The following is a 25,740-nucleotide window of genomic DNA, read 5'->3' on the forward strand; positions in this document are numbered from 1 at the left end:
TTTTACACCTCATTTAACTATAGAGTTAGTTCATATTATATTATAACTGTAAACAATATTCAATTATAAAAAAGGCTTCTATAATAAAGTACTAACATTAAGGAAGCCTTTTTTGAACCCCATTTTACGGAAAATTTATATTAAGGAGAACTTGATTTCACCTTTCATACTCCATATAATAAAATTCATCTTTACCATTGAAAGTATTTTTTATATACTTATCTTTAATACGAAACCCTACGGTCTGGTAGCATTTAACTGCTCTTTTGTTGAAAATCCTAACTTCAAGGGCTATCGGATTATCCGGAAATCTTTTTTTACATTCTTCAATCAATAAGTTCATAATGTCCTTTCCGTATCCTTTTCCGCACCAGGATGGCTTTAATCCAACGCCGATAAATGTCTTTCCCCTATCTTCGATTATCCTTCCGTAAGCAATCAGTTCTCCATCAAGCAATATGGATAAAAATTCTTTTTCTCTTTTATCTCTTAAAGATAAGTCCCAACCGTTTTTAACTACAGTACCCCAATCCGAAAAATTATAAACGGAATAATCTCCTTCATATTTCCAATCACAAATCTCCTTAGCATAGTTCTCCGTCAGTATTCCCAAGACATAATTTTTCATTAAAGCCGCCTCCCATCTTTTTTACCGCAACAATAAGCCCGTCTCCAATAGGCAAGAGAGTGCTGTCAAGTTTTGAACGGTTAACGACTAATTCATTAAACTGTTTAAATCACTATACGATATATGATATTTACTTATTATTATAATGTCAAGGATATAAAGAATAATATATCCCTACTTTTTTAAGGTAGGGATATATTATTTTTTAATATTATTTTTTATTTCCTCTATGCAATCCTCAAGGGCATATTCCCATTTTCTCAGCGTAGTGTTGAAAGTCATTTTATATGCAATACTTTCAAACATGGTATTTTTAGGCCTTCTTACAGTCTTTTCACTTTGTAACACAGGTATAATATTTTGTGTATTCAACCCCAATAATTCAGCACATTTTTTATAAAATTCATATCTTGATGCTTTACCTTCATTGGCTATATGATATACTCCGTAGAATTCTGTATCAGCCATATCCAAAAGAGCTTTTGCCACATCTGTCGTATAGGTCGGCGAACACATTTGATCGGTTGTATATTCCAATGTTTGTCCATTCAATATTTTATTTCGCATAATATAAATATAATTATTCTCCCTATGCCCTGATGCGCCAAAAAGTAGCGGTACTCTTACAATAAAATGTTTTTTATTATAACACCTTGCTTCCTCTTCTGCCATAAGCTTACTATAACCATACACATTTACCGGATTTTTTTTATCGTATTCATTATAAGGAGTATTTTTTTCTCCATCAAAAACCGAATCACTGCTTATATATATAAGTTTTGCACCGCATCTCGAAGCTGCCAGCGCCACATTTTTAGTCCCCAAAGAATTTATCGCAATTGTCTTAGTCGGATTTTTTTCAGCTTCATCCACCATCCTAAATCCTGCACTGTGAATAACTAAATCGGGTTCTGCTTTTTCAATATAAGAAAACACTTCTTGGGCATTGGTAATATCTAATTCCTTTTTCCCCATTACCGCAATAACTTCATGCTTTTCGGCAAATACCCTTGTTATGTCCTCTCCGAAAAGTCCTGTTGCTCCCGTTATTAAAACCTTCATAATATCTCTCCTTCTATAAGCACTGCTCTGCACGGTGCCCCTTCGGCACCTTTTATATTTAGAGGAAAGGCATATAAATAATAAAATCCTTCATCTATATCATATAAATTGATTCCCTCTAAAGCAATCTTACCTGCACCTAATATCTTCTTGTGAACATATTTCTCTTTAGCACCGCTTCTGTCAATAGAAAAACTGTCTATTCCGATTAAATCCACATTTGTATCAGCTAAATAATCGGCGGCATCTTCAGAAAAATAGCTGAGAGATGCATCTTTGTTTTTATTGTTCAGATCCTTTGAATAAGGGGTTTTAAACAACAGCTTATCACATTTTATCCCTTTGGTTTTAATATCTTCTGCTTTTATTTCTTTTTCATTTATTTCTATAACTTGTACTTTTCCGCAAAATTTTTCCAAAGGTATTTCATCAATTCTTTTTCCTTCTTTAATATAGTGATATGGCGAATCTAAATGGGTACCCAAATGCATTTGCATAGAAATCGATGATAATGACATATTATCACCTTTCGAATAATCCCTTTCGAAAGTATGAATCACATCTCTCAAAGAATAATATTTCATCATGTTTTTTTCTATTTTTACCGATATATCATGTATTTTCATCTATATAGCCTCCATATTGAAAAATAGGCCTATATTTTTATTTATAGGCCTCGTATAATTAGTTTATAGCACGTTTAACTTAATCAGTTCTTTCTTGATAGCCTCTTTTTCTTTCTCTCCTGCAGGAATAAACGGTGCACGGGGATAAGCTTTAATTATTCCCCTAATCTCTAACATGGCATATATAGCCAGTTGTGTGGATCCCGCCAAATACATAATATCTCTCATCTTATTAATCTTAAACTGTGTATTCCTGCATTTATCAAACTCTCCGTTTATGCCTTCTTGGTACATCTGAACGTTTATTTCCGGAAATGCGTTAGCTAACCCGGGTATAAAGGCTTTGGTCCCTAAAGCGCAAGCCGAAAGCCACATTGCCTCGGTACCTAAAACTATATCAAAACCATCGGGCCCTAAAATTCTATGATATTGTGCATGGGTCATAATATCAAAAGTAGCATCTTTAATGCCGTGAACGCCTATATCTCTAAGTCTTTTTATAAGATTTAAGGACATGGGATAACCTTGAAACTGCGGATTGTTATATACATACACCGGTGTACCCTTTGAAGCTTTTATAATATCATCAAAGAAATATAAAATGCTATCGTCATTATACTTATAGTAATACGGACCGACCGCAGCTACAGCATCGACTCCTATACTGTTTGCATGAGATGCAAGCTCAGCCGAACTTCTGTTGGAAGTTGTTCCTACTTGTACAACAACCTGAACTTTATTGCCTGCTGTTTTCTTTGTAATCTCTGCTACTTCCTTTCTTTCTTCCAAAGTCATAAGAGCTCCCGCTCCATAAGAGCCGTTAATAAACAACCCCTGAACATTATCCGACAGAAAGCTTACTAATTTTTCTAAGGATTCCTTGTCCAAATCACCATTTTCCTTAAAAGGAGTTACCATAGGCGGAATACATCCCTTCATTTTATACATAATAATCATCCTCCCTATTTTACAGTATTTTTTTGCTATTTATTATTTGTTTCAGTTTTTCTATGATATCATCATTGACTTCAATTCCATTACGAAGTCTATCTTTTCTTCTATTTGCCTCAATTTCTCCCGGCATGTATATCTCATTAAATCCTACTGCCAATTTGCTTCCTTTAATTATCGATACAAATTCCTTGATTCTTTCCTTATACATTTTTTCTCCCATTAAAGGCTCTATGGGTATACCCATCAGAAACATTCCGACATTCTGTTGTTTACTTATATCTGAGTGCAGTGAAAATACATTTTTAGAAAATCCTCCGCCGGTAATAACTCCTGCCAATATCTCTACAAGAATAGATAATGCATAACCTTTATGACCTCCAAAGGGAAGCAATGTTCCATTTAAAGCTTCATTTGCATCTGTAGTAGCTTTGCCGTCTTTATCTAAGGCATATCCTTCGGGAATACTTATCCCTTTCATCGCATACTCATATATTTTCCCTTTGGCAATGGAAGTCGTAGCCATATCTATAACTATAGATTCCTTATCCCACGGTAATGCCACAGAAAAGGGATTAGTTCCTAAAACTTTCTCTGCCCCTCCAAATGCTGCGACATTTGGATTTGTATTGGTACACATAAAAGCTATAGAGTATTCTTTAGAAATATTTTCAGTATAATACGCCAGCATACCGCAATGGTTAGTATTTTTAACTCCTACCATTGATACTCTGTTTTTTTTAACTTCTTCAATAACCAGTTCCATAGCTTTTTTAGCCGCAAGCTGACCGCAGCATCCATTACCGTCAATTATATGGATATTGTCCCCACCAGTTGAAACAGTTGGTTCTGCCTTACCCTGAATTCCTCCTTCTAAGATTCTTTCTACATATACCGGTATCATCTGTAATCCATGTGAAGATATGCCTCTCAGCTCAGCTTGGCATGTTGTTTCAGCTACTGCTTCCGCAGCAGCTTTGCTAGTACCAACGGCTCTCAATGATTCTTTAACAATACTATATATTTCCTCTGAACTTAACGTTGCCATTTGCCGCCTCCCCAAAATTTCTCTTTATTGTCTTTCTCATAAATATTATTTGTAAAGCTGTTTTTTAAACTCGATTACCGATTTTGCAGAGTACTTACTCATTTTATTTATAGCATCATAGGTATAAGCTCCTATATGGGGTGTACAAATTAAATTGTTTAATTTAAGAAGAGGGCTGTCCTTATCAGGAGGTTCTTCTGCAAAAGTATCTATAGCTGCTCCGGCTAATTTACCGGACTGCAAAAATTTATATAACGCGGCTTCATCTACAAGCCCTCCTCTTGCAGCGTTTACTAAAAATACACCGTCTTTCATAAGACTAAACCTGCGTTCGTCTATAAGATTTTCTGTATCCTTCATAAGAGGTAAATGTAAAGTTATAAAGTCTGATTCCCTACATAAATCATCCAAGCTGACATATCTTCCGTTATGACTATCTATAAATTTATTGTCCTGATAAAGGTCATATGCTAATATATTCATGTGATATCCATACAAAAGTTCAATAACTTTCTTTCCTATAGCACCGGTTCCTACAACTCCTAAGGTTCTGCCGGACAATTCCGTTCCTTTTTTCCTGTTCCAAATTCCCTTCTTAATTTCATCAGTGGATTGAGTTATATTTCTGGCTAATGCAGTCATCATTGAAACCGCTAATTCTGCCACGGCTAAACTATTGGACCCTTTAGCTGCAGTAACCTTTATATCATTTTTCTTTGCAGCTTCCAAATCAATATTATCTAAACCTACTCCATGTTTTGATATGATTTTTAAATTTTTTGCCGCATCAATGACTTTCTCGGATATTATGTCCGCTCCAACAATTACAGCATCGTAATCGCCTATAACGTCAATCAAATCATTTTCTTTTAAAATTGTATTACTTTTTATTAAATTGTACGATATTCCTGCATTTTCTAATTCTGTAAACACCTCTTTCTCACAGCTACCAAAAGAATGAGATGTTATCAACAGTTTAAAATTCTTCATTAAGATTTCTCCTTTTATCTACAACATAAAAATATTTTATGAGTTTACTAATTTAGCACTTCAATGTCTTCTTCTCAAAGTCTTCAATATACTTATACAATTCCTCGCATGATTGACTTTTAATTATATTATTAACCACGTCATCATCACAAAGCATCATTGATAACTGTTTCATAGTTTCAAGATGGCTTACATTATCAACTGCCGAAAGACCTATTACCAAGTATACAGGATCATTTTTTTTGTTACCAAAGCAAACAGGTTCCTTTAAAGTTACTATAGAAAATCCTGTTTTTAATGCTCCGTCCTCCGGCCTTGCATGGGGCATAGCAACCTTCGGTATCAAAACTATATAAGCATTTAATTCTTCTGAAAGCTCTATCATACTCTCAATATAATTTTCTTTTATATAGCCGTCTTTTAACAGCAGTTTACCTGCTACCTTTATAGCCTCATCCTTATTCTTGCAGGCAACATTCACCGCAATCCTATTTAAGCTGATCATATCTGTTAGCAATTGTTCTCCTCCATATCCTTATAAATTAATTTTTTCATTATCTTATATCCGATATAAAACAATAATTATTTCTCTAAATTTTTTAATAACTCATATTTCATCTTAATTATATATTCAGTTCAATAAGCAAGTAAACTTGATTTCGTTTCACTATAAATGTTGCAAAACAGGCATATATTTTTTTGCAGGGCAACAAATATAAAGCATCGGGTAATATATTAAATATCAAGAAAAGAAAAATAACAAATAATTTACTTGATAAAATTCAAGAGACTTGTATATATTTTTTACAAGTCTCTTGTGTAATTTAAATTAATAAAAATTAGACTTACAAAGTTATTTCCCAAACACAAATTTTGCTATAAGTTCATACAAATATCCTATCGTACTGGTATCCGTATAATCTGCAGTTGCATTTGTAGTCATTAAAAATCCGGACAGCGGATAAGCAAGAGCCCACCCAAATGGGGTCAAGAAACCTAAAATTAAATTCATTACAACATTTCCTCTTTTGCCTCCATAAGCATCAGCAAATACACCTAACATTCCTCCTGTCCAAAAATTCATCCATACAGCAGGTAATATAACTGTTTTCATTCCTATTCCTACCATTACAAAAGATGCTATTATTCCACCTATTAAATTAGCTATAAATCCTATAAACACGGCTGTTGGTGCAAATTGAAATACCGTTGGATAATCCAAACCCGGAATAGCTCCTGGTATCATTTTTGTCGCTATTCCTTTAAAGGCAGGAACTATTTCTGCTAACATCATACGAACACCATAAAGTACTACAGTTAGGCCAGCACCAAATTTAAATCCTAAAAACAATAAGAATATAATCCAGTTCTGTCCTCCAGATAATGCTTCAACTGCTTCTTTTCCGGCTATTATCCCAATAATTGACCAGATAATCATGGCTACTATAGAAACACTTACTGTAGTATCACGTATCCATTCTAAACTCTCCGGAACTTCTATATTATCACTACGCTTGTCCTTATCTCCTACTAATGGTGCAAGCCAAGATGTGAGCGCTATACCCGTAATTTCCGTTACATAAAGACCAAATTCATCTGTCATGCGACCGCTTTTTTTCATAAAATAATGAGATACGGCAACCGCAAGCCAATTATATATACCACAAAATAAGCCGGCAAAAAGAACTATTTGAAAAGTCGAAACTCCTTCATACCCCCCCAGAACTCCTACAGCAAAAGAGGCCCAGATGACGAGGATTTGACCTGTTAAAGCTACATATTTAAGTTTCGTTATTCTAGCTAATATTAAATTAATGATAAATGCTACAAGTACTGTAAGCCCTACCTCTGAACCATATTTTGCGGTGGTGGCGCTCATAATTATCCAATTTTGCGGAGTTATTCCTTTTACCCCCAGAAGACCGTTTATCCATACTCCAATCGGTGTACATGCTTCCTGTAATGGTGCACACCCTATTACTAAAATAAAATAACCTATTATTGTTTTTACTACACCCATGAGTATATCAGGAAAAGATTTTTTAAGTAACAATAACCCTATAAGTGCAACAATACCAAAAAGAATAGCAGGTTCTCCTATTATATTAATGGCAATAAAGTTTAATATATTCATTAATTTTCCTCCCTTCACATTTTAAATTCTTTAAAATTCAATTTTTAACATAGTGCTTTTTCATAAGCAGGAATAAGTTTTTCTTCTAACTCTTTTGCACTCACCGGATTGTCAAGTATAACTACCTGCTTCACATTTATATCCTTAATAAGTTTATAAATATCCATTGTAGTTACCAATATATCTGCAGTATTTCCCTTTGCGCTTGTAACATCTGAATTAATTATTTTAGCCTTTATGCCAAGTTTGCTTAATATATCTTCCGCATTCATCTTAACCATTAACGATGATCCAACTCCTGCACCACAAACCGTAAGAACCGTAAGTCTTTTGTTAGCCATATTTTCACCTTCTTTCTTTAATAATTATAAATTCACTTACTGTAGATAAACCTTTTCAAATTGCTGAATATTCTTATAAAGTTCTTCTTTCGAAGTACTATTTATAACTTTTTCAATTGTTTCTTTCTCACCGAGCATAGATAATAACTCTCGCATGGCTTTAATATGTCCGGTATTGTTTATTGCTGAAAACCCTATCACCAAACTAACAGGATCATTTTTCTTATGGCCAAAAATTATCGGTTCTTTTAATGTAATTATAGAAAACCCTGTTTTTTTTGCTCCGGATTCCGGTTTTGCATGAGGCATTGCCACCTTTGGTGCTATAACTATATATGAATTTAACTCTTCACATAACTTTATCATGGCATCAATATAAGGTTCCTCTATATATCCTTCTTTCAGGAGCATACTACCTGCCTTTCTTATTGCTTCATATTTATCGCTGCATTTTACTTTTACTTCGATTCTCTTTAAGTCAATCATTTCTGTTAACAATTTTTGTTCTTCAATATTTTTATAATAATTTGATTTTTCATCAAAAGATTTTTCTAATGCATCTTTCAGCTCATGTGTATTTTCAACATTACAAAATTGATTAATAATAAACATGATTTCATCTACTGTTTGGTTTTCTGTTTTTATTTTTTCTCCTCTCAAAACCTTCATTAGGCTTTTTATTCTAACAATATCCTCTTCCGGTAAAAGGGGGCTAACTGTTATAACAGGTTTTATAAGGACTTCATCTATCGGAACAGTTGATATTAAAAAATCAATATTGCCATTTATATAACTGCTAATTTGACTAACCGGTATCTCATAAGATATTTCTAATTCTTCAAACTCACTATTCAGTCTGGAAGATAATAGCTTAGAGGTACCGATACTCCCACCGCAGACAACTAAAATTCGAAACTTCTTTTTATTCATATTTTTTTGTATTCTTTCTATAGATGCACATATGTGCATTACTATGAAACCTATTTCATCATCATTTATTACTATTCCTTTTTCCTTCGATATTTCATTTGATATTTCTTTTACTAATTCAAAAACTCGGGGGTAGCATCTCTTAATTTCCTCTAAAATCGGATTCTCTATAGGCATTTTGTATTTTAACCTATTTAAAGTAGGTTTGATATGCATTAAAAGATTTTTTATAAGGATATTGTCTTTTCTTAAGTTTAGTGATAAAGCATCACTAATCTTTGAAATATATCTCTGAGTAATTTCCAATTCTTCTTTTGTGTACAAAGAAACATTGCTTTTACCTCTGTAGGTTTCAATAATCTTAGTACAAATTACATGAGTTGTTATATACCATATTTCTCCGATAGGTATTTTAAATCCAAGATACATTTCAATATCGGAAATATATTTCTTCACCGCAATAAACTCCTTAGTGTCTTTTAATACATCTATATCCTCTTTTTTTACGTTTATTTTTTTCCCTTGCCTCAATCTCTTTATGCATATACCTATATGAATTAATAACTTTGTTGAAAATTCGTCGGAATAAATTACTTTAAGTTCTTTGCTCACTTTATTTATATAATTGTATAATACGTTTATGGAAACATCAGAAAATAACCATTCGTCAAAAATCCCGAATTCCGCATCTTCCAAATTCCTATATTCCAACACTTCGGATATTGCTTTCCTTATATTTGATTCATTTCCTGAAATGCAAATACCATGTTTTTTCTTTCTGATTATCTTTATTCCTCTTTGCTCAAACCACTTATCAGCTTCATTTAGATCCTTTCTAACTGTTGAATAGCTTACTTCAAGAATATCCGACAGCTCACTTATTGTAGTATAACCTTCACACTTTAACAATGTTTCAATGATACCTTTTTTTCTATCCTCTTTAGATACCACTTTCCATGAATTTTTTTCTTCTTGAGGTACTTCCGATAAAAACATCTTCTTTGCCTCTTTTGGGTTATCAATCCAAATACCTACCTTGTTTCTTTTTTGCAATTTAACTGTACTTCCCTTCAAGAAGTACTCTATGTCGTCAAGATCATACCTGACAGTTCTTGTACTGACTCCAAATTTTTTTGCTAAATTTTTGGCTGAAACAGGTTTTTCTTTATTAATAAGAAACGATAAAATTTCGAATTGTCTTTCAGTAAGTGTTTTCACGTTATCACCCTTGTTATTTAATCTTTATATGAATTAACTTCTTAATTTTAATAAAACTTTTCCGTTCCATCTTAATATTATTTCACCTTTCACCTTAAATAAATTTATTATTTATTTTCAATTAACCGTTTTCTTTAAAAATTCTATAGGAATAACGTTTTATATAATTTGTATAGTAGATATCATCAGAACTTAATTACATTATAATCGCTATAAAACACTATAGTAAATATTGAATCTATTCCTTCAATATGTTGCAATTTAAACATTATGGCTAAAACAGGAAAGTACATTTTATCAGCCGGGCTTAAACGAAGAAATTTATCAAATTACTACTTGAAACGTAGTACGTAAGGCGATATAATTAAATATGAAAAAATTGCTGATTTGAAATAGATACAAAAGGGAGACAAATGATGAAAAAATCAGAAACAAACGGTCCCTTAACCGAAACTGCTTTTCTAATATTATTAGCTATGATTGAACCAAATCATGGTTATGGAGTAATGCAATTCGTGGAAGAAAAGACTAAAGGCAGGGTTATCTTGGGTCCGGGCACACTTTACGGTGCAATAAATAACCTCAATAGAAAAGGATGGATTAAACCCTATCCCACTGATCCGGAAGAACGAAAAAAGAATTATATCATAACCGAAGATGGACTAAACCAAGTAAAACAAGAACTTTCAAGATTAAAAGAAGTCTATGATATAGGGGTCAAAGTTTTAGAGAAAAGGGGAGTTAATTATGATTAGAAAATTTAAATTCTTTTTTAGTCCAATTGATGGATTAACCAAGTGGTTAAATAAAATGTCGGATAAAGGTTACAGATTGATAAAAGTGGATAATACATTCTTTTATTTTAAAGAATGTGAAAGAGGCAAATACAGATATGCCGTGGATTATGTTGCAAATCGATCATATGAAAGTTTAAATGATTATGAGAGATTTTTAAAAGACTCGAACATAAGATATATAGAAAAACCGGGAAGCGTAGGAAAGGTTTCTTTTGGAAACATAAGATGGAGACCTTATGCTGACAAGGGAGGAAGGTTAGCTACTTCAAGGGGAATGATAAAAAAAGAATTTTTAATATTGGAAAAAGAAAATGATGGTCCTTTTGAAATCTATACAAGTATTAAAGACAAAATTAATGCTTTGGAGATTATGAGAAAACCCACCATTTCTATGTTAATTTTTATAGGAGTAATGATGATTGTTGTAAATTTTGGTTCTCAATCAGGATCATCTTTTTTGAACGCCGAAACAAACAAATTAATTTCTTTAATAGTTCTCGGAATTGCCGAAATATTATTGGTTATAAATCTTTTAAGATTCAGTCTGAAGATAAGAAAGCTGAAAAGGGATTCGAATATAAATGAATAAACATCTAAAAACCAGTGCTCTGCGCCGATTAAATATTATATCATATTTATTCTACGCAAAGTACTGGTAGCTCTTTCTTTGCGTTCTAAAATCTTATAGTATCCCTATAAAGCTGATACATACTACTTATATTCATATTTTGGATGCCGGTTACTTTATAGATTTCATCAAAATCAACGGAGGTATCCTTTTCAATCTCATTTAACATCCCTTTCCCTCGTTCATCTCTATAGTGAATCGGATTAGATAATATATGACCTGTCTTATCCAAAAAAGCGTAGTCCACACCCCAAGTATCTGTTCCGATACCTGCAATTTTGGCATCCATTTGGACAGCCTTTTTCAGGCCTACTTTCATTTCATGGAATAATCTTAAAAAATCCCAATAATATCTTCCGTTAAACCAAACGGGTTCGTTAGGAAACCTGTACACTTCTTCCAGTTTAATTGTTCTTCCGTCAAATCTGCTCATCATCAATCGTCCGCTGGACGCTCCAAAATCGAAAGCCAAATTTATAATATCCATCTCTCCACTCCTTTTATGTTGACATACCGCATATATAATTTCTTATACCTTCAATAATAAACGCTCCTGCCATAGCACCGGGATCCTGATATCCTACAGTTTTTTCTGCATACCACCCTGCTCTTCCATGTACGGATTTCATTTTTTTTGTTTCCAAAACTCCTTTAGCGGCACCTTCATATGCTTTTTCCCATGCTTCACTAAAAGTGCCTTTTGATTTATATACATCCTGTAAAGCCTCAAGAGCCGGATACAAAGAATCCAATATGGTTTTTTCTCCTCTTTTTGCTTTTCCTCTTTGCATTATCCCATCAATGGCAGCACTTCCCATGTCAATTGTATCTTTTAAGCCTATCTGCTGCTTTCCCTTTACAGTTTTTCCTGCTTTTATTATTGCCGTGGCCACCAAGGTTCCCATAGTTGAAGGAACGGCATTTGCCATTATCATACCTGATTTCATAAGAAGAATACCTATATCATCTTCGCTTATTTTTTCAATTTCATCAACAATAGTGGCAAAGCCGTTACTCATGGTAAGTCCTAAATCCCCATCACCCATCCTGGAATCAAGTTCCGTAAGATAATCTTTATTTTTTAATATAGTATCCCTTATGGATTCAAATATCTTTTTTATATCTCCTATTTTAAATTCTTCCATTTTTCCCCTCCATAACATGCTTTATTTCATCTGCTGAAAAAACGGTGAATATGCAGGTGCATCAAGCAATTTTTTAAGTTCATCATCAAGTTTTAAAAGCGATATAGACATTCCTGCCATCTCCATAGATGTCGCAAACTCTCCGATATATGTTCTATAAACTTTTATACCGTTGCTCTCCAATAATTTGTGTGCTTTTCGATATGATATATATAATTCTTCTTTAGGTGTTGCCCCTAAACCATTTACAAGTACGGAAACTTCATCTCCCGATTTATACGGCAAATCTTCTACTATTTTATCTATCATTATTTTTACTATTTCGTCTGCAGTCATGAGTTTGTCTTTGCTTATGCCGGGTTCCCCATGAATTCCCATTCCTATTTCCATCTCTTCATCGCCTATGACAAATGTAGGTTTCCCTACCTCAGGCACTATGCATGGGCTTAGTGCTACTCCCATGGTTCTCGTATTGTTAACGGTTTTTTCCGCAACCCTTTTCACTTCATCAAGGTTAGCCATTTCTTCGGCATAAGCTCCTGCGATCTTGTATGCAAAAAATAAACCCGCCACGCCTCTTCTCTTGGTTTTACTACTCTCTGGCGAAGAAGCCACGTCATCCGTACATAAAATTTGTTCTACCCTTATATCATCTATTTCTGCCATTTCTGCCGCCATATCAAAATTCATCACATCTCCGCCGTAATTTCCATAAATGTAAAGTACTCCGCCTCCACTATCAATTTCCTTAGTTACTTCACACATCTGTTGCGCACTCGGCGAAGCAAAAACATTTCCGATAACAACTCCATCAGCTAACCCCTTGCCTACATATCCGAGAAATAAAGGAAGATGTCCGGAGCCTCCTCCGGTTGCAATTCCGACTTTACCTTTCTTCTTTTCATCTGCTCTCACAAGACATCTTAAGTCATTATTAATGAATTTTAAATCTTTAGGATGAGCTAATAATATCCCTTCTATCATTTCATTTACAAAGTTTTTAGGATCATTTATTATTTTTTTCATAATTCCCTCCATTACGGTACTTTACACCATTACCAATATTTTATTAGAAAATATTATACCTGCATCGAAAGATAGACGTATATACCTCCTTTTAAAAAGTCGCATACCAAACAGATACACGACTTTTTAAAATTATATTATAAAACTTTTCTATATTTTCAGATACATTTTTAGTCTTTCAAACTTTTAACAAACTCTACCAAGGACTTTACAGCTAATTCTTCATCATCACCTTCTGCTGAAATTTCAATTTCAGTATTTTGTTCCAATCCCGATGATAAAAGCATTATTATAGATCTGCCATCAAACATTTTACCTTCATTTACCTTTTTAACTAAGACATGAGAATTAAATTTTGATACACATCTGACAAAAGTTGTCGCAGGTCTTGCATGCAATCCCGTAGGGTTAACAATCGTAACTGTTTCCTTATACATTTTGTGCTCCTTACGGTTACTTTCTTAATGCCGGATTACCGTGTTTCCCTTTGCCCATAGCAATAAGCTTAGCACATTCTGCTTCCGGTAAATCAGTATTCTTATCTCCTGCAATAGTCTTTCTGATAAATTCAGTACGAAGAAGCATTTCTAAGGACAATGTCTTTGAAAAAGCTTCCAATGGCGATGAGCCGACTGCCAGTACACCATGATTTGCCAATAATACCACATCATAATCCTTTAAATACTCATCAATGCCCTTAATTATATCAAGGGTCCCCGGGGTTCCGTAAGGGATTACAGGTACTTTTCCAAAAAGAATCATAAATTCCGGGCTTATCTTACTTTCTATAGGGATATTAGCCTGTGCATAAGCTGTGCAGAAAGGCGCATGGCAGTGAACGACAGACTTTACATCAGGACGAATTTTGTAAACGGTCGTATGCATCGGCGTTTCGGAAGTTGGAGTTAATTGTCCTTCCAATACCTTACCATCTAAATCCGTTACAATTATTTTTCCCTCTGTTAGAAGTTCCTTGCTCTGTCCCGAAGGTGTAAGATAAACTCTATTTCCATCCTTTACAGAAATATTGCCCTCATAAGTGCCAACCAATCCCCTATCACTCATCATATGAGCTACATCCACTATTGATTTTTTAATTTCATAATCCATCATTTAATATCACTCCATTCTTAAAATTTATATAAATTTATATATTACTTGCATTTTTTAATCACTTACTACATTGGTTGAATCTTGTTTAGCATAAGTTTTTCTCAAATCACGGATCATCAATATATATCCGAAAATATAGTATATTACACAGATTAACGGTAATAAATTACCTTTCGTAATCTTCCATATAAATGAGAACGCATAGCAAAAGACCGGTGCATCTAAAGCAGAGTTAGAAACAAGTGTCCCGGCAGCAATGAACCCATTTTGCACAGCAAGTTCGGAAATCATAGGAGCCATAGCAGTACCGCAAAGAAGGAATATCGGAGCGCCGACACCGCACATTATTATCAACATTCTGACAAGATTCCCGTCACAAACATAGAAAGCACATAATGCCAATGCTAAGTTAACTATCCCTGCAAAAGGAAGCATCCTGTTCTGAGGTAATGCTACTGCCCAGATTAAAAGAAACGGTATGGTAATCATACATGAGACCCAGATTTCGGGATTACCTAAGATTATAGGTGCATCAAGACCAATAAATACCTCTCTGCCTTTAACCTTCTTCTTCATAAAAGATGTGCAAGCGTCCGATATAGGAGCCAAGGCTTGCATAAATAACTTTGTGGCCATTGGCAATAAGGTCATAGCGGCGGCACAGGTGATCCCCAAAGTTAAAGACTTAACAACACTGTACTTAGCAACTAGTCCAAAAAGAACACCTAAAATAAATCCCATTACATGGTTTTCGGCAAATATCCCTATCTTTTCCTTTAAATATGCGGCATCAAACTTTCTCCTGCTTAAAGCCGGAATTTTTCTTAAAAGCATATCTATAGGATATATAACGCTGCCGAATAAAAATAAACTATGAGGACAAGTAACTCCGGGAACTCCTGACTTTTCAAGAACCCTAGGCTGTAATGCATCACCGAGTATCAATTCAAGAACTATTCTCAATGCAGCCACAACTAAACCTAACAATATGCTCCCTGTGATAGCTTTAATAACTATAGTTTGAAATACCTTTCCCCAGACATTCCACAGGTCAACATTTATAGTTTTTGTTTTACCCATGAAAAACATCAATAGGTTTATTACAATTTGAAATGGGAAAAGTAAAAATGCATACTTCCATGACCATGTTATTGAGGCTAATGTCACCCAGCCGCCATCTACCACATCAAACGTTTTACCTACAGTCTTTGACATAGCCTGGGCTGCAGGTGAAATTGCACCGGTCATATAACCTATAACCAAAGACATGGCAGCAAGAGCCACGCCAAAGGTAATAGCTGCTGAAAAGGCTTTCTTAACCTTCATTCCCATACACAATCCTAAAATCATCATTAAAGCCGGTAAGAACAAAGTTGAACCCAGATCGTTTACTATAAAATTAAAAATATTGATAATAGTACTCATTAAATACACTCCCTTCGTAATTTAATAATCATCAATCATATCTCATAAACGGTTTTTTATTTAACTATTTGCTATATCAATTAATTTCTGAAGTTCTTCTTCAGCTCCCACACCAGTTAAAAATGAAACTCCGTTAATTACAGGCAAATCATATTCCTTATCGGGAGCTATAACACAGATATAAGCATCTGCAGTAGATAAATAGGTATCAATTGATTTTATATCTACAGCCTCAACCCTTGCATTTTTCACTCCTCTCTCTTCCAGCAAGCTATTGACTTTACTGGCAATTGTCTGTGATGTAGCAACTCCATTATTACATGCAACAATAAATTTTTTCACAATTAACACCTCCTGAATTTATATATCTATATGGGCATTACTCCTAAGCTTGTTAAACAATTCCTGTACGGCCGTACTATTTATTATAATCAAGCATTAAAAGATGCTTATAATAGAGTCCTTTTTAATTTCCTTCGATTTTTATATTTTTTAATAATTCTAAAGCTTCATCTTCGTCATTAACCTTCATAAATTCTTCAGCCATGGTTCCCTGAATGAACAAGTCCACAAGGGTCTGCAAAATTTTTACTTGATATTTGCCTGTTTTAAAACCCAAAACAAAAACTATCCTTGTCTTAAGGTGTAAATCTCTGGTTCCCATTTGTACAAAGGGAATTCCTTCCTTTGTTCTTGCAACTGCTATAAACGGTTTAACAACATAATCGGGATCAGTATGGGGTACGGCAATATCATATATGGGACCTGGCAACCCTGTGGGATATTTCTTTTCCCTTTCTTTTACAGCAGCTCTAAATTCCTCCGTTACGTAGCCTAAAGAATGTAATTTGTTATAAACATAATCAAGAACATCATCGGTACTTTTGGCCTCTATATCCAAAAATATTGCTTCTTTAAAAAACATATTTTTACTTTCCATGTCTTCCTCCTTGTTTAGTTTCTACAATTTTTCATCATATTTTTTTAATACTTCAATAATTTCTTTTTTTGTTGTTGCTTCTACTATAGAAGCCATGTTTTCTTTATTAAGCGCCAAGTTTGACAACTGTAGAACAGCCTTTAAATGCCGTTTTTTATCTATAGCGGACAGAGCTACCACTACATGAACAGACTTTCCTCCTGCAAAGGCAACCCCTTTTTTCAGTTTAAGCAATGCCATACCTACCCGGTTTCCTCCGGCACTTGGCTTAGAATGAACCAAAGCCATATCATATCCCCATATCACTGTGCGGCTATCCCAACTATATTGATCGAGCATTGCTTGTACATAACTTTGATTAATGTAACCTTCTTTTAACAACGGCATAGATGCAATTTCTATAGCCTGCTTCCAATCTATAACCTGTTCTGTTATTTGTATATGGTTATCTGTTATAAAACCTGATAAATTGGGGGTTTCGTTTTCCTCTGCAGAAACGTCCTCCGCACCTAATTCATCAAATAGATATTTCTTTATATCTGCTTTCAGTTTTTTTCTGTCCTTTATTTCAGAGCTTTCATCGATTATTTCTAATATTCTATCTACGTTCAGTACAACTGAACTGCTGCCATATACTTCTCTCGTAACCATATTTCTGAGCTTGTTTTTCCCGTTTTGCGTTAATGGAAGATTAACCACGAAAAGCTTTTTGCTAGTATGAATATATATAGGAGCAAATACTATATCATATTCATTCTCATCAAATTCTTTGAACTCTCTTATAGTCATGGGCTCGTAAAACAAAATTTCAGGGAAAATATCTCTCAAGGTACTATGCAATACTACTGAAGCGGATACACCGTTTGGACAAACTATCATGGCCCTAAGGCTTCTGCGTATCTTTTTGCCCTGTCTCCCTATCCAACTTAATATTATCAAGGTTATACATTTTAGCTCTATCTCCGGAATCTTACATCCAAATATTTCGTTTACAGGTTCAAAGGATTTTTCCACGATTTTATAAAATTCTATAAAATACTTATCATGACTTTCTTTATTTACAACTTCCACAAAAGTATTAAATAAAGTCAGATTATATTTTGTTCTATAATAGGCAGGCCTTAGATGCTGTAAAATATTTGATATCAATGTGCTTTTATCCGGTATAAATACGCAGGATTTCATTTCACAATTTCTAATAGACTGCTCTATAGCTATTTTTAATTTTAGAACCACGGGTTCCGAAAGAGCATCCAAAGTTAAAGTAGATAAATTGGCAGATAATAAAGTAAGTGTTATAAAAAATCTTTCTTCCTTTGACAACTCCCCATATTCACTCATAAAACGATCGGCAATTTGATACTCTTTTGTGTCAATTAATTCTTCATAAATAATATCTGATTTGCTTAACCTTTTCCCCAGGGATATTCTTCGTTTAACTATCGTCAGGCAGTAGGAAATTGTCTCCATCCTTTCATCTGTAAAAGTTACATGAAGTTCATCTTCAATACTTATAAGCCTGTCTCTAAATTCTTTTAGATTTTTTTCCTCTAAATGACATAGTTCTTTAATATTTAAGAATTCATTGTACAAGTTTAACACGCTATTAATCATTTCCAATAAGCATTTTCTTATATTAAACTCATTTCCAACGATTTCATATCCTTCGCTTCTTGAATACTGTATTTCTAAATTGTATGCATCTAATAATTTCTGAGCAGCCTTGATATCATTTAATACTGTATTTTTGCTTACCTTTAAGGCACTAATAAAATGCTGGAGTGATAATTCCTCTTCTTTACTGATAATAAAAAGTATTATAAGCCTAATTCTTTCCTCTTTACTGAAATAATAATTTTTGACTTTGATACTGCTTATCTTTCCCATGAGCTCATTACATCTTTCATGATTAATTGCGAAAAATCCTTCACTATCATTTACTATCAAATTAAATCCTTCTGACATTAAATATTCATCTATCTTTTCTATACAATATCTGAGCTGTCTCTTTGTAAAATTATATTTTGATTCCAGTTCCAAGATGCTTAGGCTTCCATTAGTACAAATATCTTCAAGGATACTTATCATTGTTGAATCTATTTGCATACAAATCACTCCTTTAGTTTTATTATAACTTAGACATTTAACAATGTCTTCTCCAATTCATCCCAATCTTTGTTGTTTTCAGAACATTCACTGTACTGAAACTTTATGCTAAATCAAGTAAATAGAATAATTATCAGATTAGTCCTATTGTATACGTGACAATACTGTTTAGTTAAAAAATTGCCATTTAGCTTCCTAACTGCTTTAGGCAGTAGCGCATAATTATAACAAATTATAAGGTCGAGCAGGGGACAAGATATAAGATATGTGAAAAATTTTAAAAGGAAAATATAGAATATAAAGTAAATACAGATAATGAATGGATAAAATTTGGATATTAAAATCATTTGATCTGAAGAATATGATACGGCTATTATAAAATAGCCGTATCATTAGAGGAATACTAATAGAAAAACTATATAATGATAAGATAGTAACTCATAATTTATTAACCATGAATTCGAAGAAACCTGCAATGAACTAAATTAGGTCTTCAAACTATTGGTATATTTTCTTTGTTTGATTTTAAATAGAAGCATTTATTATACTTTGGAATTCCTATTATTTTAATTCATATGCAATAGTTGTCATTAAAGTCATCTCAGCCTGTGTTGTATCCATCCTGCTATGCTGCACTATTATGGGTTCGTCACTCTCTATTTTTATCGAATAAGGAATATTTACAGGAATTTTATTCCCTTTGTTGTCCATGATCTTATCCAATCTTATATGGTTAGTCCTTTTGGCACCACAGACAGCTTTAAAATTTTCCATAGGATTTCTGTCTTCAAAATAGATACTCAAATTTATATTTGCATCTTTCTCTCCTAAATTTAGCACACATACCGCCTCATGGCTTTTAAGGTTTCCACTGCTTTTTAAAGGTAAAAATCCATCCGGAATAATCCAAACTTTAGAACCTAAATTATTCATATAATTTTTCCTCCTTCTTAACTTATGTTACCAAAGTACTCTTTGATGTTTGTCCAAAAGATTTACATATATATTATAAAACTAAATTTTTATTGTCAAGAAAATTACAGCTTAATGATATGGACAAAAATAAATATTATTTTTTATCCTGCTCTTGAACTATATGCTCAATATTTAGTAGAATATATATAATCAAAATTGAGAGGGTGATTCCTTGAAAAATCAAATGTATTATAAATTATTGGCATTAACCAAGGAAGAAATTGATATTCTAAAAGGAGCTAATGTAAACAAAGGTCTGTATACGGACTATGCCGATTTTATTGTAGACAGCAATAAATTATTGACTAAAAATAAACTGATAGCTATTCGTAAACATCCCAGATTCATACATTTCCCCAAGCATAAGCATAATTTTATTGAAATTATATACGTCTATAAAGGCAGCTTTAAACATATAGTTAATTCTCAAGAACTGACTCTAAAAGAGGGGGAATTAATCTTTTTAAATCAACAAATCTATCACGAAATCCTTCCATCGGAGTACAGGGATATCGCAATTAATTTTATAATAAAACCGGAATTCTTTAATTATATTTTAACCTTCTTAGATAATGATAATATTATTTGCAATTTTCTGTTGACCACATTATATACAAATCATGCCAAAGCGGAATATTTGTATTTCAAAGTATCGAAAAACAAGGAAATTCATGAAACCATATATAAAATCATATGGGAATTATACAAGCCTTCCACTATGAGTGAAGCTAAAATAAAATTGCTAATAGGTCTTTTATTAATTGAATTAGCCAAAAACTCCGATTCTATTGAAGGCTATTCCGCCAATAATTATGAAAGAAAATTGGTTTTGGATACCTTAAACTATATTGATACAAATTATAAAACCGCAGCATTGTTTGAAATATCCAAAAAATTAATACAGCCCAACTATAAATTAAGCCGTATTGTTAAAAAATATACAGAATTAACGTTTAACGAACTGCTACAGGAAAAACGTTTAAACAAAGCAGTAGAACTGCTTAAATCTACTGATTTACCGATTTCAGAAATTGCTCAATCCATAGGATATGAAAACCTGACATATTTTTATAAAATTTTTAAAGAAAAGTACAATACAACTCCTAAAAATTTTAGGAATTCAATTAACTGAAATATCCTTTATGCAAATAAGGTTAATAAACTAAACAAATATAGATATTAAAATACCTTCTTTTTAAATATATAATTTAGTATAACAATTCATTATATATGAATTTCATACGTAATCCCATAAACTGAAATCGATTATATATTTTTAAATAACATTAATTAGGAGGGTAGAATATGGATATCAACAAAAGATTTCAATCGGCAAAAGAAGATTATGAAGAATTAGGTATAGACGTAGAAAAAGCTCTTGAAAAATTATCTAAAGTTAAAATATCAATCCAGTGTTGGCAGGGTGATGACATTACAGGATTCGAAGTTGAAGAACGTTCATTGTCCGGCGGTATAGGTGTAACGGGAAACTATCCCGGAAAAGCCAGAAATCCTGAAGAATTAAGAAAGGATTTGGAAAAAGCATTAAGTTTAATACCCGGAAAACATAAAGTCAATCTCCATGCCATTTATGCTGAAACCAATGGCATAGCCGTTGATAGAGACGAAATCGAACCAAAACATTTTCAAAACTGGGTATACTGGGCTAAAAAAATGGGGCTGGGATTGGACTTTAATCCTACTTTGTTCTCTCATCCAAAAGCCAAAGGGGCTACTCTTTCCCATCCGAATGAAGACATCCGAAATTTCTGGATAGAACATTGTAAGAGGTCCAGAAAAATCGGCAAATATTTTGGAAAAGAATTAGGTCAACCGTGTTTAACAAATATTTGGATCCCCGATGGATTTAAGGATATCCCCAGTGACAGACTCACTCCAAGAAAAAGACTAAAAGATTCGTTAGATAAAATATTTGAAGAAAAAATAGATGAAAAATACAATATAGACTCCGTTGAATCTAAATTATTTGGAATAGGAGTAGAATCCTATACTGTTGGCTCCCACGAATTTTACATGAATTACGCGGCTAAAAACAACAAAATTTATCTATTGGATACGGGACATTTTCATCCTACTGAAGTCATATCGGATAAAATATCATCAATGTTATTGTTTAATGATAAGATAGCATTGCATGTTAGCAGACCGGTCCGTTGGGATAGCGATCATGTTATAACTTTCAACGATGAATTGCAAGAAATTGCTAAAGAAATAGTCAGAAATGATGCATTAAATAGGGTAATAATTGGCTTAGACTTCTTTGATGCAAGTATAAACCGTATTGCTGCTTGGGTTTTAGGTACCAGAAATATGATAAAGGCTTTATTGTTTGCCCTTCTCTTGCCTAATGACGAGTTGAAAAAACTACAAGAAGAAGAGGATTTTACTAAGAGATTAGTCTTAATGGAGGAGCTTAAATCTTATCCTTTCGGAGATATCTGGAACTACTATTGCCATATAAATAATGTACCAATTCAAGATGAATGGTATGGTATAGTTAAAAAATATGAAAAAGAGGAATTATTAAAAAGAATCTAAAACGAATTCGGGAACAAATAAAAGGGCTTCCATCAAATAAGAGGCCCCTTTTGAAACTCACTTTAGATTATAAAAAATTTATTTTAAAGTTATTTTATCAGTAGATCTGTCAAACATAGTAATTAATATAATGGATAGGATAACAAAAAATACTCCTGTAAAAATTTTCATGTTCAACATTTCTTTAAAAACCAATACTCCTAAAATCATGCTGGTAATTGGTTCAAAAGTACTGAGAATAGAAGCTTGCTGATCTCCTATAATTTTTACTCCTATTTGAAATAAAGTAGTTGCACCTGTGGAAATAAGAATGGAAAAAACAATAGTTAGTATCCAGCCTGACGGTTTAATATTAAATGTTAATTTATTTGTAGCAAAAGAAAATAAAAATAGTTCGATTGATGAAATAAGCGACAAATAAAAAGCAAGTTTAAAGGCCGGTAGTTCTTCGATATTGCTTTTGTCAAGATAAACTATATAAAAAGCATATGTAATTCCTGAAGTAAGTGCAAAAATTATGCCGATAATATTTCCCGATTGATTCGGAGTATAAAACAGCATGATCCCTATGGTACAAAGGATAGCGCATATATATTTAACAGGCTTAATCTTTTCACGAAATATTATAACATCCATCAGTATAACAATAGTGGGATATATAAAGTGAATCGTTGTAGCCGTAAATGATGAAATATAGTTGTAAGAAGACATAAGCAAAATCGAAGTTCCCGAAAATCCGAGAGACAAAATAAAGACTTTTAAAATTTGTCTTGGATTTATGTATATATTGTCCGAAAATCTTTTCATTAATAAAAATAAAATTGGTAATGAAAATACAAACCGGTTAAACGCAAGGTTTACCGGATTTCCTCCACATAAATATATTTTTTTAGCCATTAACGGCATGCATCCAAACAAAATAGCCGAAATGGCTACACATACAATTCCTCGAAAACGCGTCATCAGATCAGCTCCTTAAGCTACACTTAGGCATTGCCCACCCTCCAATGTTAGCACTTATCTTACAGCACTGTCAAGGACAGAGTGTTTATAAAATTTTATACTTGCAAAATATAATCTTAATTATTTTTAATTACTTTTTTTAAGTCATAAATATCAGAACGCCTGTTTTTTAAACTTGGAACCTGCTTTCTTATGTTTTCAAGGTAATCAAGATCTATTTCTGACGTTACAACACATGGCTTATCCATAGCTTTTGCAATCACGTTTCCCCACGGGTCTACGATTAACGTTTTTCCGTATGCTTGATATGACGGTTTAATCCCTATTTGAGCAGGTGCTACTATATAACATGTGTTTTCTATTGCTCTTGCTCTTAATAGAGGTTCCCAATGATCCTTTCCGGTATTCATTACAAAGCAGGCCGGTGCAAAAATTATTTGTGCTCCGTTTAATGCCATGATTCTGTACATTTCAGGAAACCTTATATCATAGCATATTGAAAATCCTAAATTGCCGTATTCCGTTTCAATGGTTACTATTTCACTCCCAGGTGTTTTGTTATCGGATTCTCTGAAAGAAGGTCCTTCTTTTATGTCAACATCAAACATGTGTAGTTTTCTGTACTTGCAAATTATTTCACCTTTCGGATTAATAAATACCGTTGTATTGTAAGGTCTGCCCGTTTTACTATCTTCACTAATACTGCCGCAGTGGATATATATATTGTACTTAACTGCTTGTTCAGCCAACAAATTTGTTGTATATCCCGGAATCGTTTCCGATTCTTTTTCGACTCCGACATAATTCATATTTTCAGGCATTGCTACTATTTTGGCTTTTCTTTCTGCCGCTTCTTCAATTAATGTTATTACGTTTCTCAAATTCTGTTTCTTATTATCGTTCGAATTCAATTGAAGTGCGGCAATGATGAATTTTCTCATTTTGAATCACCTCATATTATATTTAAATAAATAGAAGACTCAAATAATTGATAAATATTTTAACATATGCTATATTTATTATACAATATTATAAAATACGGTTACAGAGTTAACTAAGAGAAAGGCATGATTAGTAATGTCACAAAAAGTCACCCTAAAAAGTATAGCTAAAAAGGCCAACGTTTCCATTAGTGCAGTTTCCTTAGTGTTAAATAATAAACCTTGCCGAATATCAAAAGAAAAAAGAGAAGAAATAATTAAAATAGCAAAAAAAAGTAATTACAGACCTAATTTAATTGCAAGAAGCCTTGTTACTAATATATCAAAAATTTTAGGATTAATTGTTCCCGACTTAGAAAATCTATTTTTTTCGTCTCTTACTAAAGGTATTGAAAGCAATTGTAAAAAGGATGGCTACTCTTTGATGATTATAAATACAAATGATAGTTATCATGAAGATTGTAAGGCGATATCTTTGCTTAGTTCAAGAAAGGTAGATGGCCTTTTTATAGTATTAGGTCAAGAAAGTTATAGGCATAAAAAAAAGATAAAAGAATTATTAGCAAATTTAAATATTCCTTTTGTATTAGTAGATAGAAATTTAGATAATTTTGAATGTAATCAAGTTTTTTATGATAATGAATTGGGTGCTTATAAGGCTGTTTCCTATTTAATACAAAATGGTCATTCTAAAATAGGCTGCATAAAAGGACCGGATAAAGTAAATAATTCTATTTTAAGATTTAAGGGATACTGTCATGCCCTAAAAGAAAACAACATAAAAATAAATAAAAAATACATTGTTGATGGTGATTTCAGATATTTAGGAGGATTCAACGCAACTAAGACGCTCATAAGCGAAGATATTACAGCTATATTTGTAAGCAATGATATGATGGCCCTTGGCTGTATGAATTATCTAATTCGGCACAAAATTAGTGTTCCGGATGAAATTTCAATCATTAGCTATGATAATGTATTATATCGTTATTTATTAGGAAATGAAATTACTTCAGTTGCCCAAGATATCCCTATTTTAGCTAAGAAAGCTTATGATTTATTAAAAGAAAATTTGAATAACATTACAAAAAATCAAATAATAAGTTTATCTCCTGTTTTAATTGAAAAAAACAGTGTACAAAAATTAAGATAAGAACGGCCTGCGGGCCTATATCCTGTAAACGGCCCTCTATA

27 protein-coding genes are annotated in these 25,740 nt (G+C 32.9%); 5 read left to right on the plus strand and 22 right to left on the minus strand.

The window, feature by feature from the left end; all coding sequences use genetic code 11:
* Positions 1–157: 157 nt before the first annotated feature.
* The 10 genes from PP176A_RS07240 to PP176A_RS07285 all read right to left on the minus strand — a co-directional run bounded on the left by PP176A_RS07240 (position 158) and on the right by PP176A_RS07285 (position 9,928).
* Positions 158–628: a GNAT family N-acetyltransferase gene (locus tag PP176A_RS07240; RefSeq protein WP_071139802.1), complete on the minus strand. Its 471-nt coding sequence runs from the start codon at positions 626–628 to the stop codon at positions 158–160.
* A 198-nt stretch (positions 629–826) separates the two neighbouring features.
* Positions 827–1,690 carry a dTDP-4-dehydrorhamnose reductase gene (gene rfbD / locus PP176A_RS07245; protein WP_071139803.1) on the minus strand — a complete coding sequence of 288 codons (864 nt, stop codon included), beginning with the start codon at positions 1,688–1,690 and terminating at the stop codon, positions 827–829.
* A complete protein-coding gene (locus tag PP176A_RS07250; RefSeq protein WP_071139804.1) occupies positions 1,687–2,316 on the minus strand; it encodes a cyclase family protein in 630 nt (209 codons plus the stop codon). The genes rfbD and PP176A_RS07250 overlap by 4 nt, the downstream gene beginning before the upstream one ends.
* Positions 2,317–2,379: 63 nt before the next feature.
* Positions 2,380–3,264, minus strand: a complete 885-nt coding sequence (locus tag PP176A_RS07255) for a dihydrodipicolinate synthase family protein (RefSeq protein ID WP_071139805.1) — start codon at positions 3,262–3,264, stop codon at positions 2,380–2,382.
* Positions 3,265–3,283: 19 nt separating this feature from the next.
* The gene (locus PP176A_RS07260) at positions 3,284–4,315 is read right to left on the minus strand and encodes an Ldh family oxidoreductase (RefSeq protein ID WP_071139806.1); all 1,032 of its coding nucleotides are present in this window, start codon (positions 4,313–4,315) and stop codon (positions 3,284–3,286) included.
* A gap of 45 nt (positions 4,316–4,360) precedes the next feature.
* A complete protein-coding gene (locus PP176A_RS07265; RefSeq protein WP_071139807.1) occupies positions 4,361–5,305 on the minus strand; it encodes a phosphoglycerate dehydrogenase in 945 nt (314 codons plus the stop codon).
* A 52-nt stretch (positions 5,306–5,357) separates the two neighbouring features.
* Complete coding sequence (locus tag PP176A_RS07270; RefSeq protein ID WP_071139808.1) at positions 5,358–5,822, minus strand: PTS sugar transporter subunit IIA; 465 nt, start codon at positions 5,820–5,822, stop codon at positions 5,358–5,360.
* A 336-nt stretch (positions 5,823–6,158) separates the two neighbouring features.
* Positions 6,159–7,439 carry a PTS ascorbate transporter subunit IIC gene (locus PP176A_RS07275; protein ID WP_071139809.1) on the minus strand — a complete coding sequence of 427 codons (1,281 nt, stop codon included), beginning with the start codon at positions 7,437–7,439 and terminating at the stop codon, positions 6,159–6,161.
* A gap of 44 nt (positions 7,440–7,483) precedes the next feature.
* A complete protein-coding gene (locus tag PP176A_RS07280) occupies positions 7,484–7,780 on the minus strand; it encodes a PTS sugar transporter subunit IIB (RefSeq protein ID WP_071139810.1) in 297 nt (98 codons plus the stop codon).
* Positions 7,781–7,816: 36 nt separating this feature from the next.
* Positions 7,817–9,928 carry a BglG family transcription antiterminator gene (locus tag PP176A_RS07285; RefSeq protein WP_071139811.1) on the minus strand — a complete coding sequence of 704 codons (2,112 nt, stop codon included), beginning with the start codon at positions 9,926–9,928 and terminating at the stop codon, positions 7,817–7,819.
* 416 nt (positions 9,929–10,344) lie between these two features.
* Between PP176A_RS07285 and PP176A_RS07290 the strand changes: the two genes are divergently transcribed.
* Together PP176A_RS07290 and PP176A_RS07295 are read left to right on the plus strand one after the other, a co-directional pair.
* Complete coding sequence (locus tag PP176A_RS07290; protein ID WP_200796093.1) at positions 10,345–10,683, plus strand: PadR family transcriptional regulator; 339 nt, start codon at positions 10,345–10,347, stop codon at positions 10,681–10,683.
* Complete coding sequence (locus tag PP176A_RS07295; RefSeq protein ID WP_083381843.1) at positions 10,676–11,314, plus strand: DUF2812 domain-containing protein; 639 nt, start codon at positions 10,676–10,678, stop codon at positions 11,312–11,314. The genes PP176A_RS07290 and PP176A_RS07295 overlap by 8 nt, the downstream gene beginning before the upstream one ends.
* Positions 11,315–11,399: 85 nt before the next feature.
* Here PP176A_RS07295 and PP176A_RS07300 read toward each other — a convergent pair whose 3' ends face one another.
* From PP176A_RS07300 to PP176A_RS07345, 10 genes are all read right to left on the minus strand, one after another.
* Positions 11,400–11,840: an FGGY family carbohydrate kinase gene (locus tag PP176A_RS07300; protein WP_071139813.1), complete on the minus strand. Its 441-nt coding sequence runs from the start codon at positions 11,838–11,840 to the stop codon at positions 11,400–11,402.
* Between the two features lie 13 nt (positions 11,841–11,853).
* A complete protein-coding gene (gene dhaL, locus PP176A_RS07305; protein ID WP_071139814.1) occupies positions 11,854–12,498 on the minus strand; it encodes a dihydroxyacetone kinase subunit DhaL in 645 nt (214 codons plus the stop codon).
* 21 nt (positions 12,499–12,519) lie between these two features.
* The gene (locus PP176A_RS07310) at positions 12,520–13,524 is read right to left on the minus strand and encodes a dihydroxyacetone kinase subunit DhaK (RefSeq protein WP_071139815.1); all 1,005 of its coding nucleotides are present in this window, start codon (positions 13,522–13,524) and stop codon (positions 12,520–12,522) included.
* Positions 13,525–13,694: 170 nt separating this feature from the next.
* The gene (locus PP176A_RS07315; protein ID WP_071139816.1) at positions 13,695–13,961 is read right to left on the minus strand and encodes an HPr family phosphocarrier protein; all 267 of its coding nucleotides are present in this window, start codon (positions 13,959–13,961) and stop codon (positions 13,695–13,697) included.
* A 16-nt stretch (positions 13,962–13,977) separates the two neighbouring features.
* Entirely contained in the window at positions 13,978–14,637 is a 660-nt protein-coding gene (locus PP176A_RS07320) for a class II aldolase/adducin family protein (RefSeq protein ID WP_083381845.1), read from the minus strand.
* Between the two features lie 54 nt (positions 14,638–14,691).
* Positions 14,692–16,062 carry a PTS galactitol transporter subunit IIC gene (locus PP176A_RS07325; RefSeq protein ID WP_071139817.1) on the minus strand — a complete coding sequence of 457 codons (1,371 nt, stop codon included), beginning with the start codon at positions 16,060–16,062 and terminating at the stop codon, positions 14,692–14,694.
* Between the two features lie 60 nt (positions 16,063–16,122).
* Complete coding sequence (locus tag PP176A_RS07330; RefSeq protein ID WP_071139818.1) at positions 16,123–16,404, minus strand: PTS sugar transporter subunit IIB; 282 nt, start codon at positions 16,402–16,404, stop codon at positions 16,123–16,125.
* Between the two features lie 124 nt (positions 16,405–16,528).
* On the minus strand, positions 16,529–17,002 hold the full coding sequence (locus PP176A_RS07335; RefSeq protein WP_083381846.1) for a PTS sugar transporter subunit IIA: 474 nt from the start codon (positions 17,000–17,002) through the stop codon (positions 16,529–16,531).
* A 21-nt stretch (positions 17,003–17,023) separates the two neighbouring features.
* Positions 17,024–19,108 carry a BglG family transcription antiterminator gene (locus PP176A_RS07340; protein ID WP_071139819.1) on the minus strand — a complete coding sequence of 695 codons (2,085 nt, stop codon included), beginning with the start codon at positions 19,106–19,108 and terminating at the stop codon, positions 17,024–17,026.
* A gap of 561 nt (positions 19,109–19,669) precedes the next feature.
* Positions 19,670–20,041 carry a sensory rhodopsin transducer gene (locus PP176A_RS07345; RefSeq protein WP_071139820.1) on the minus strand — a complete coding sequence of 124 codons (372 nt, stop codon included), beginning with the start codon at positions 20,039–20,041 and terminating at the stop codon, positions 19,670–19,672.
* Between the two features lie 214 nt (positions 20,042–20,255).
* Between PP176A_RS07345 and PP176A_RS07350 the strand changes: the two genes are divergently transcribed.
* Positions 20,256–21,215, plus strand: a complete 960-nt coding sequence (locus PP176A_RS07350) for an AraC family transcriptional regulator (RefSeq protein ID WP_143037660.1) — start codon at positions 20,256–20,258, stop codon at positions 21,213–21,215.
* A gap of 173 nt (positions 21,216–21,388) precedes the next feature.
* Positions 21,389–22,642, plus strand: a complete 1,254-nt coding sequence (gene rhaA, locus PP176A_RS07355) for an L-rhamnose isomerase (RefSeq protein ID WP_071139821.1) — start codon at positions 21,389–21,391, stop codon at positions 22,640–22,642.
* Positions 22,643–22,720: 78 nt separating this feature from the next.
* Here the strand turns inward: rhaA and PP176A_RS07360 are convergent, their stop codons facing one another.
* Together PP176A_RS07360 and PP176A_RS07365 are read right to left on the minus strand one after the other, a co-directional pair.
* A complete protein-coding gene (locus PP176A_RS07360; RefSeq protein WP_071139822.1) occupies positions 22,721–23,605 on the minus strand; it encodes a DMT family transporter in 885 nt (294 codons plus the stop codon).
* A gap of 116 nt (positions 23,606–23,721) precedes the next feature.
* Positions 23,722–24,546 carry a carbon-nitrogen hydrolase family protein gene (locus tag PP176A_RS07365; RefSeq protein ID WP_071139823.1) on the minus strand — a complete coding sequence of 275 codons (825 nt, stop codon included), beginning with the start codon at positions 24,544–24,546 and terminating at the stop codon, positions 23,722–23,724.
* A 136-nt stretch (positions 24,547–24,682) separates the two neighbouring features.
* Here PP176A_RS07365 and PP176A_RS07370 point away from each other — a divergent pair, with 136 nt between their 5' ends.
* The gene (locus tag PP176A_RS07370) at positions 24,683–25,699 is read left to right on the plus strand and encodes a LacI family DNA-binding transcriptional regulator (protein WP_071139824.1); all 1,017 of its coding nucleotides are present in this window, start codon (positions 24,683–24,685) and stop codon (positions 25,697–25,699) included.
* Positions 25,700–25,740: the final 41 nt, after the last annotated feature.

The sequence above is a fragment of the Sporanaerobacter sp. PP17-6a genome, assembly GCF_900095615.1.
Classification (GTDB): domain Bacteria; phylum Bacillota; class Clostridia; order Tissierellales; family Acidilutibacteraceae; genus Acidilutibacter; species Acidilutibacter cellobiosedens.

Bases quoted from the DNA above. Each gene is read 5' to 3' on its own strand.
- PP176A_RS07320 (WP_083381845.1), bottom strand. From the start codon at position 14,637: ATGATGGATTATGAAATTAAAAAATCAATAGTGGATGTAGCTCATATG.
- PP176A_RS07250 (WP_071139804.1), bottom strand. From the start codon at position 2,316: ATGAAAATACATGATATATCGGTAAAAATAGAAAAAAACATGATGAAA.
- PP176A_RS07260 (WP_071139806.1), bottom strand. From the start codon at position 4,315: ATGGCAACGTTAAGTTCAGAGGAAATATATAGTATTGTTAAAGAATCA.
- PP176A_RS07345 (WP_071139820.1), bottom strand. From the start codon at position 20,041: ATGAATAATTTAGGTTCTAAAGTTTGGATTATTCCGGATGGATTTTTA.
- PP176A_RS07310 (WP_071139815.1), bottom strand. From the start codon at position 13,524: ATGAAAAAAATAATAAATGATCCTAAAAACTTTGTAAATGAAATGATA.
- PP176A_RS07275 (WP_071139809.1), bottom strand. From the start codon at position 7,439: ATGAATATATTAAACTTTATTGCCATTAATATAATAGGAGAACCTGCT.
- PP176A_RS07290 (WP_200796093.1), top strand. From the start codon at position 10,345: ATGAAAAAATCAGAAACAAACGGTCCCTTAACCGAAACTGCTTTTCTA.
- rfbD (WP_071139803.1), bottom strand. From the start codon at position 1,690: ATGAAGGTTTTAATAACGGGAGCAACAGGACTTTTCGGAGAGGACATA.
- PP176A_RS07325 (WP_071139817.1), bottom strand. From the start codon at position 16,062: ATGAGTACTATTATCAATATTTTTAATTTTATAGTAAACGATCTGGGT.
- PP176A_RS07255 (WP_071139805.1), bottom strand. From the start codon at position 3,264: ATGTATAAAATGAAGGGATGTATTCCGCCTATGGTAACTCCTTTTAAG.
- rhaA (WP_071139821.1), top strand. From the start codon at position 21,389: ATGGATATCAACAAAAGATTTCAATCGGCAAAAGAAGATTATGAAGAA.
- PP176A_RS07340 (WP_071139819.1), bottom strand. From the start codon at position 19,108: ATGCAAATAGATTCAACAATGATAAGTATCCTTGAAGATATTTGTACT.
- PP176A_RS07280 (WP_071139810.1), bottom strand. From the start codon at position 7,780: ATGGCTAACAAAAGACTTACGGTTCTTACGGTTTGTGGTGCAGGAGTT.
- PP176A_RS07295 (WP_083381843.1), top strand. From the start codon at position 10,676: ATGATTAGAAAATTTAAATTCTTTTTTAGTCCAATTGATGGATTAACC.
- PP176A_RS07300 (WP_071139813.1), bottom strand. From the start codon at position 11,840: ATGGATATTATAAATTTGGCTTTCGATTTTGGAGCGTCCAGCGGACGA.
- dhaL (WP_071139814.1), bottom strand. From the start codon at position 12,498: ATGGAAGAATTTAAAATAGGAGATATAAAAAAGATATTTGAATCCATA.
- PP176A_RS07360 (WP_071139822.1), bottom strand. From the start codon at position 23,605: ATGACGCGTTTTCGAGGAATTGTATGTGTAGCCATTTCGGCTATTTTG.
- PP176A_RS07335 (WP_083381846.1), bottom strand. From the start codon at position 17,002: ATGGAAAGTAAAAATATGTTTTTTAAAGAAGCAATATTTTTGGATATA.
- PP176A_RS07315 (WP_071139816.1), bottom strand. From the start codon at position 13,961: ATGTATAAGGAAACAGTTACGATTGTTAACCCTACGGGATTGCATGCA.
- PP176A_RS07240 (WP_071139802.1), bottom strand. From the start codon at position 628: ATGAAAAATTATGTCTTGGGAATACTGACGGAGAACTATGCTAAGGAG.
- PP176A_RS07265 (WP_071139807.1), bottom strand. From the start codon at position 5,305: ATGAAGAATTTTAAACTGTTGATAACATCTCATTCTTTTGGTAGCTGT.
- PP176A_RS07365 (WP_071139823.1), bottom strand. From the start codon at position 24,546: ATGAGAAAATTCATCATTGCCGCACTTCAATTGAATTCGAACGATAAT.
- PP176A_RS07370 (WP_071139824.1), top strand. From the start codon at position 24,683: ATGTCACAAAAAGTCACCCTAAAAAGTATAGCTAAAAAGGCCAACGTT.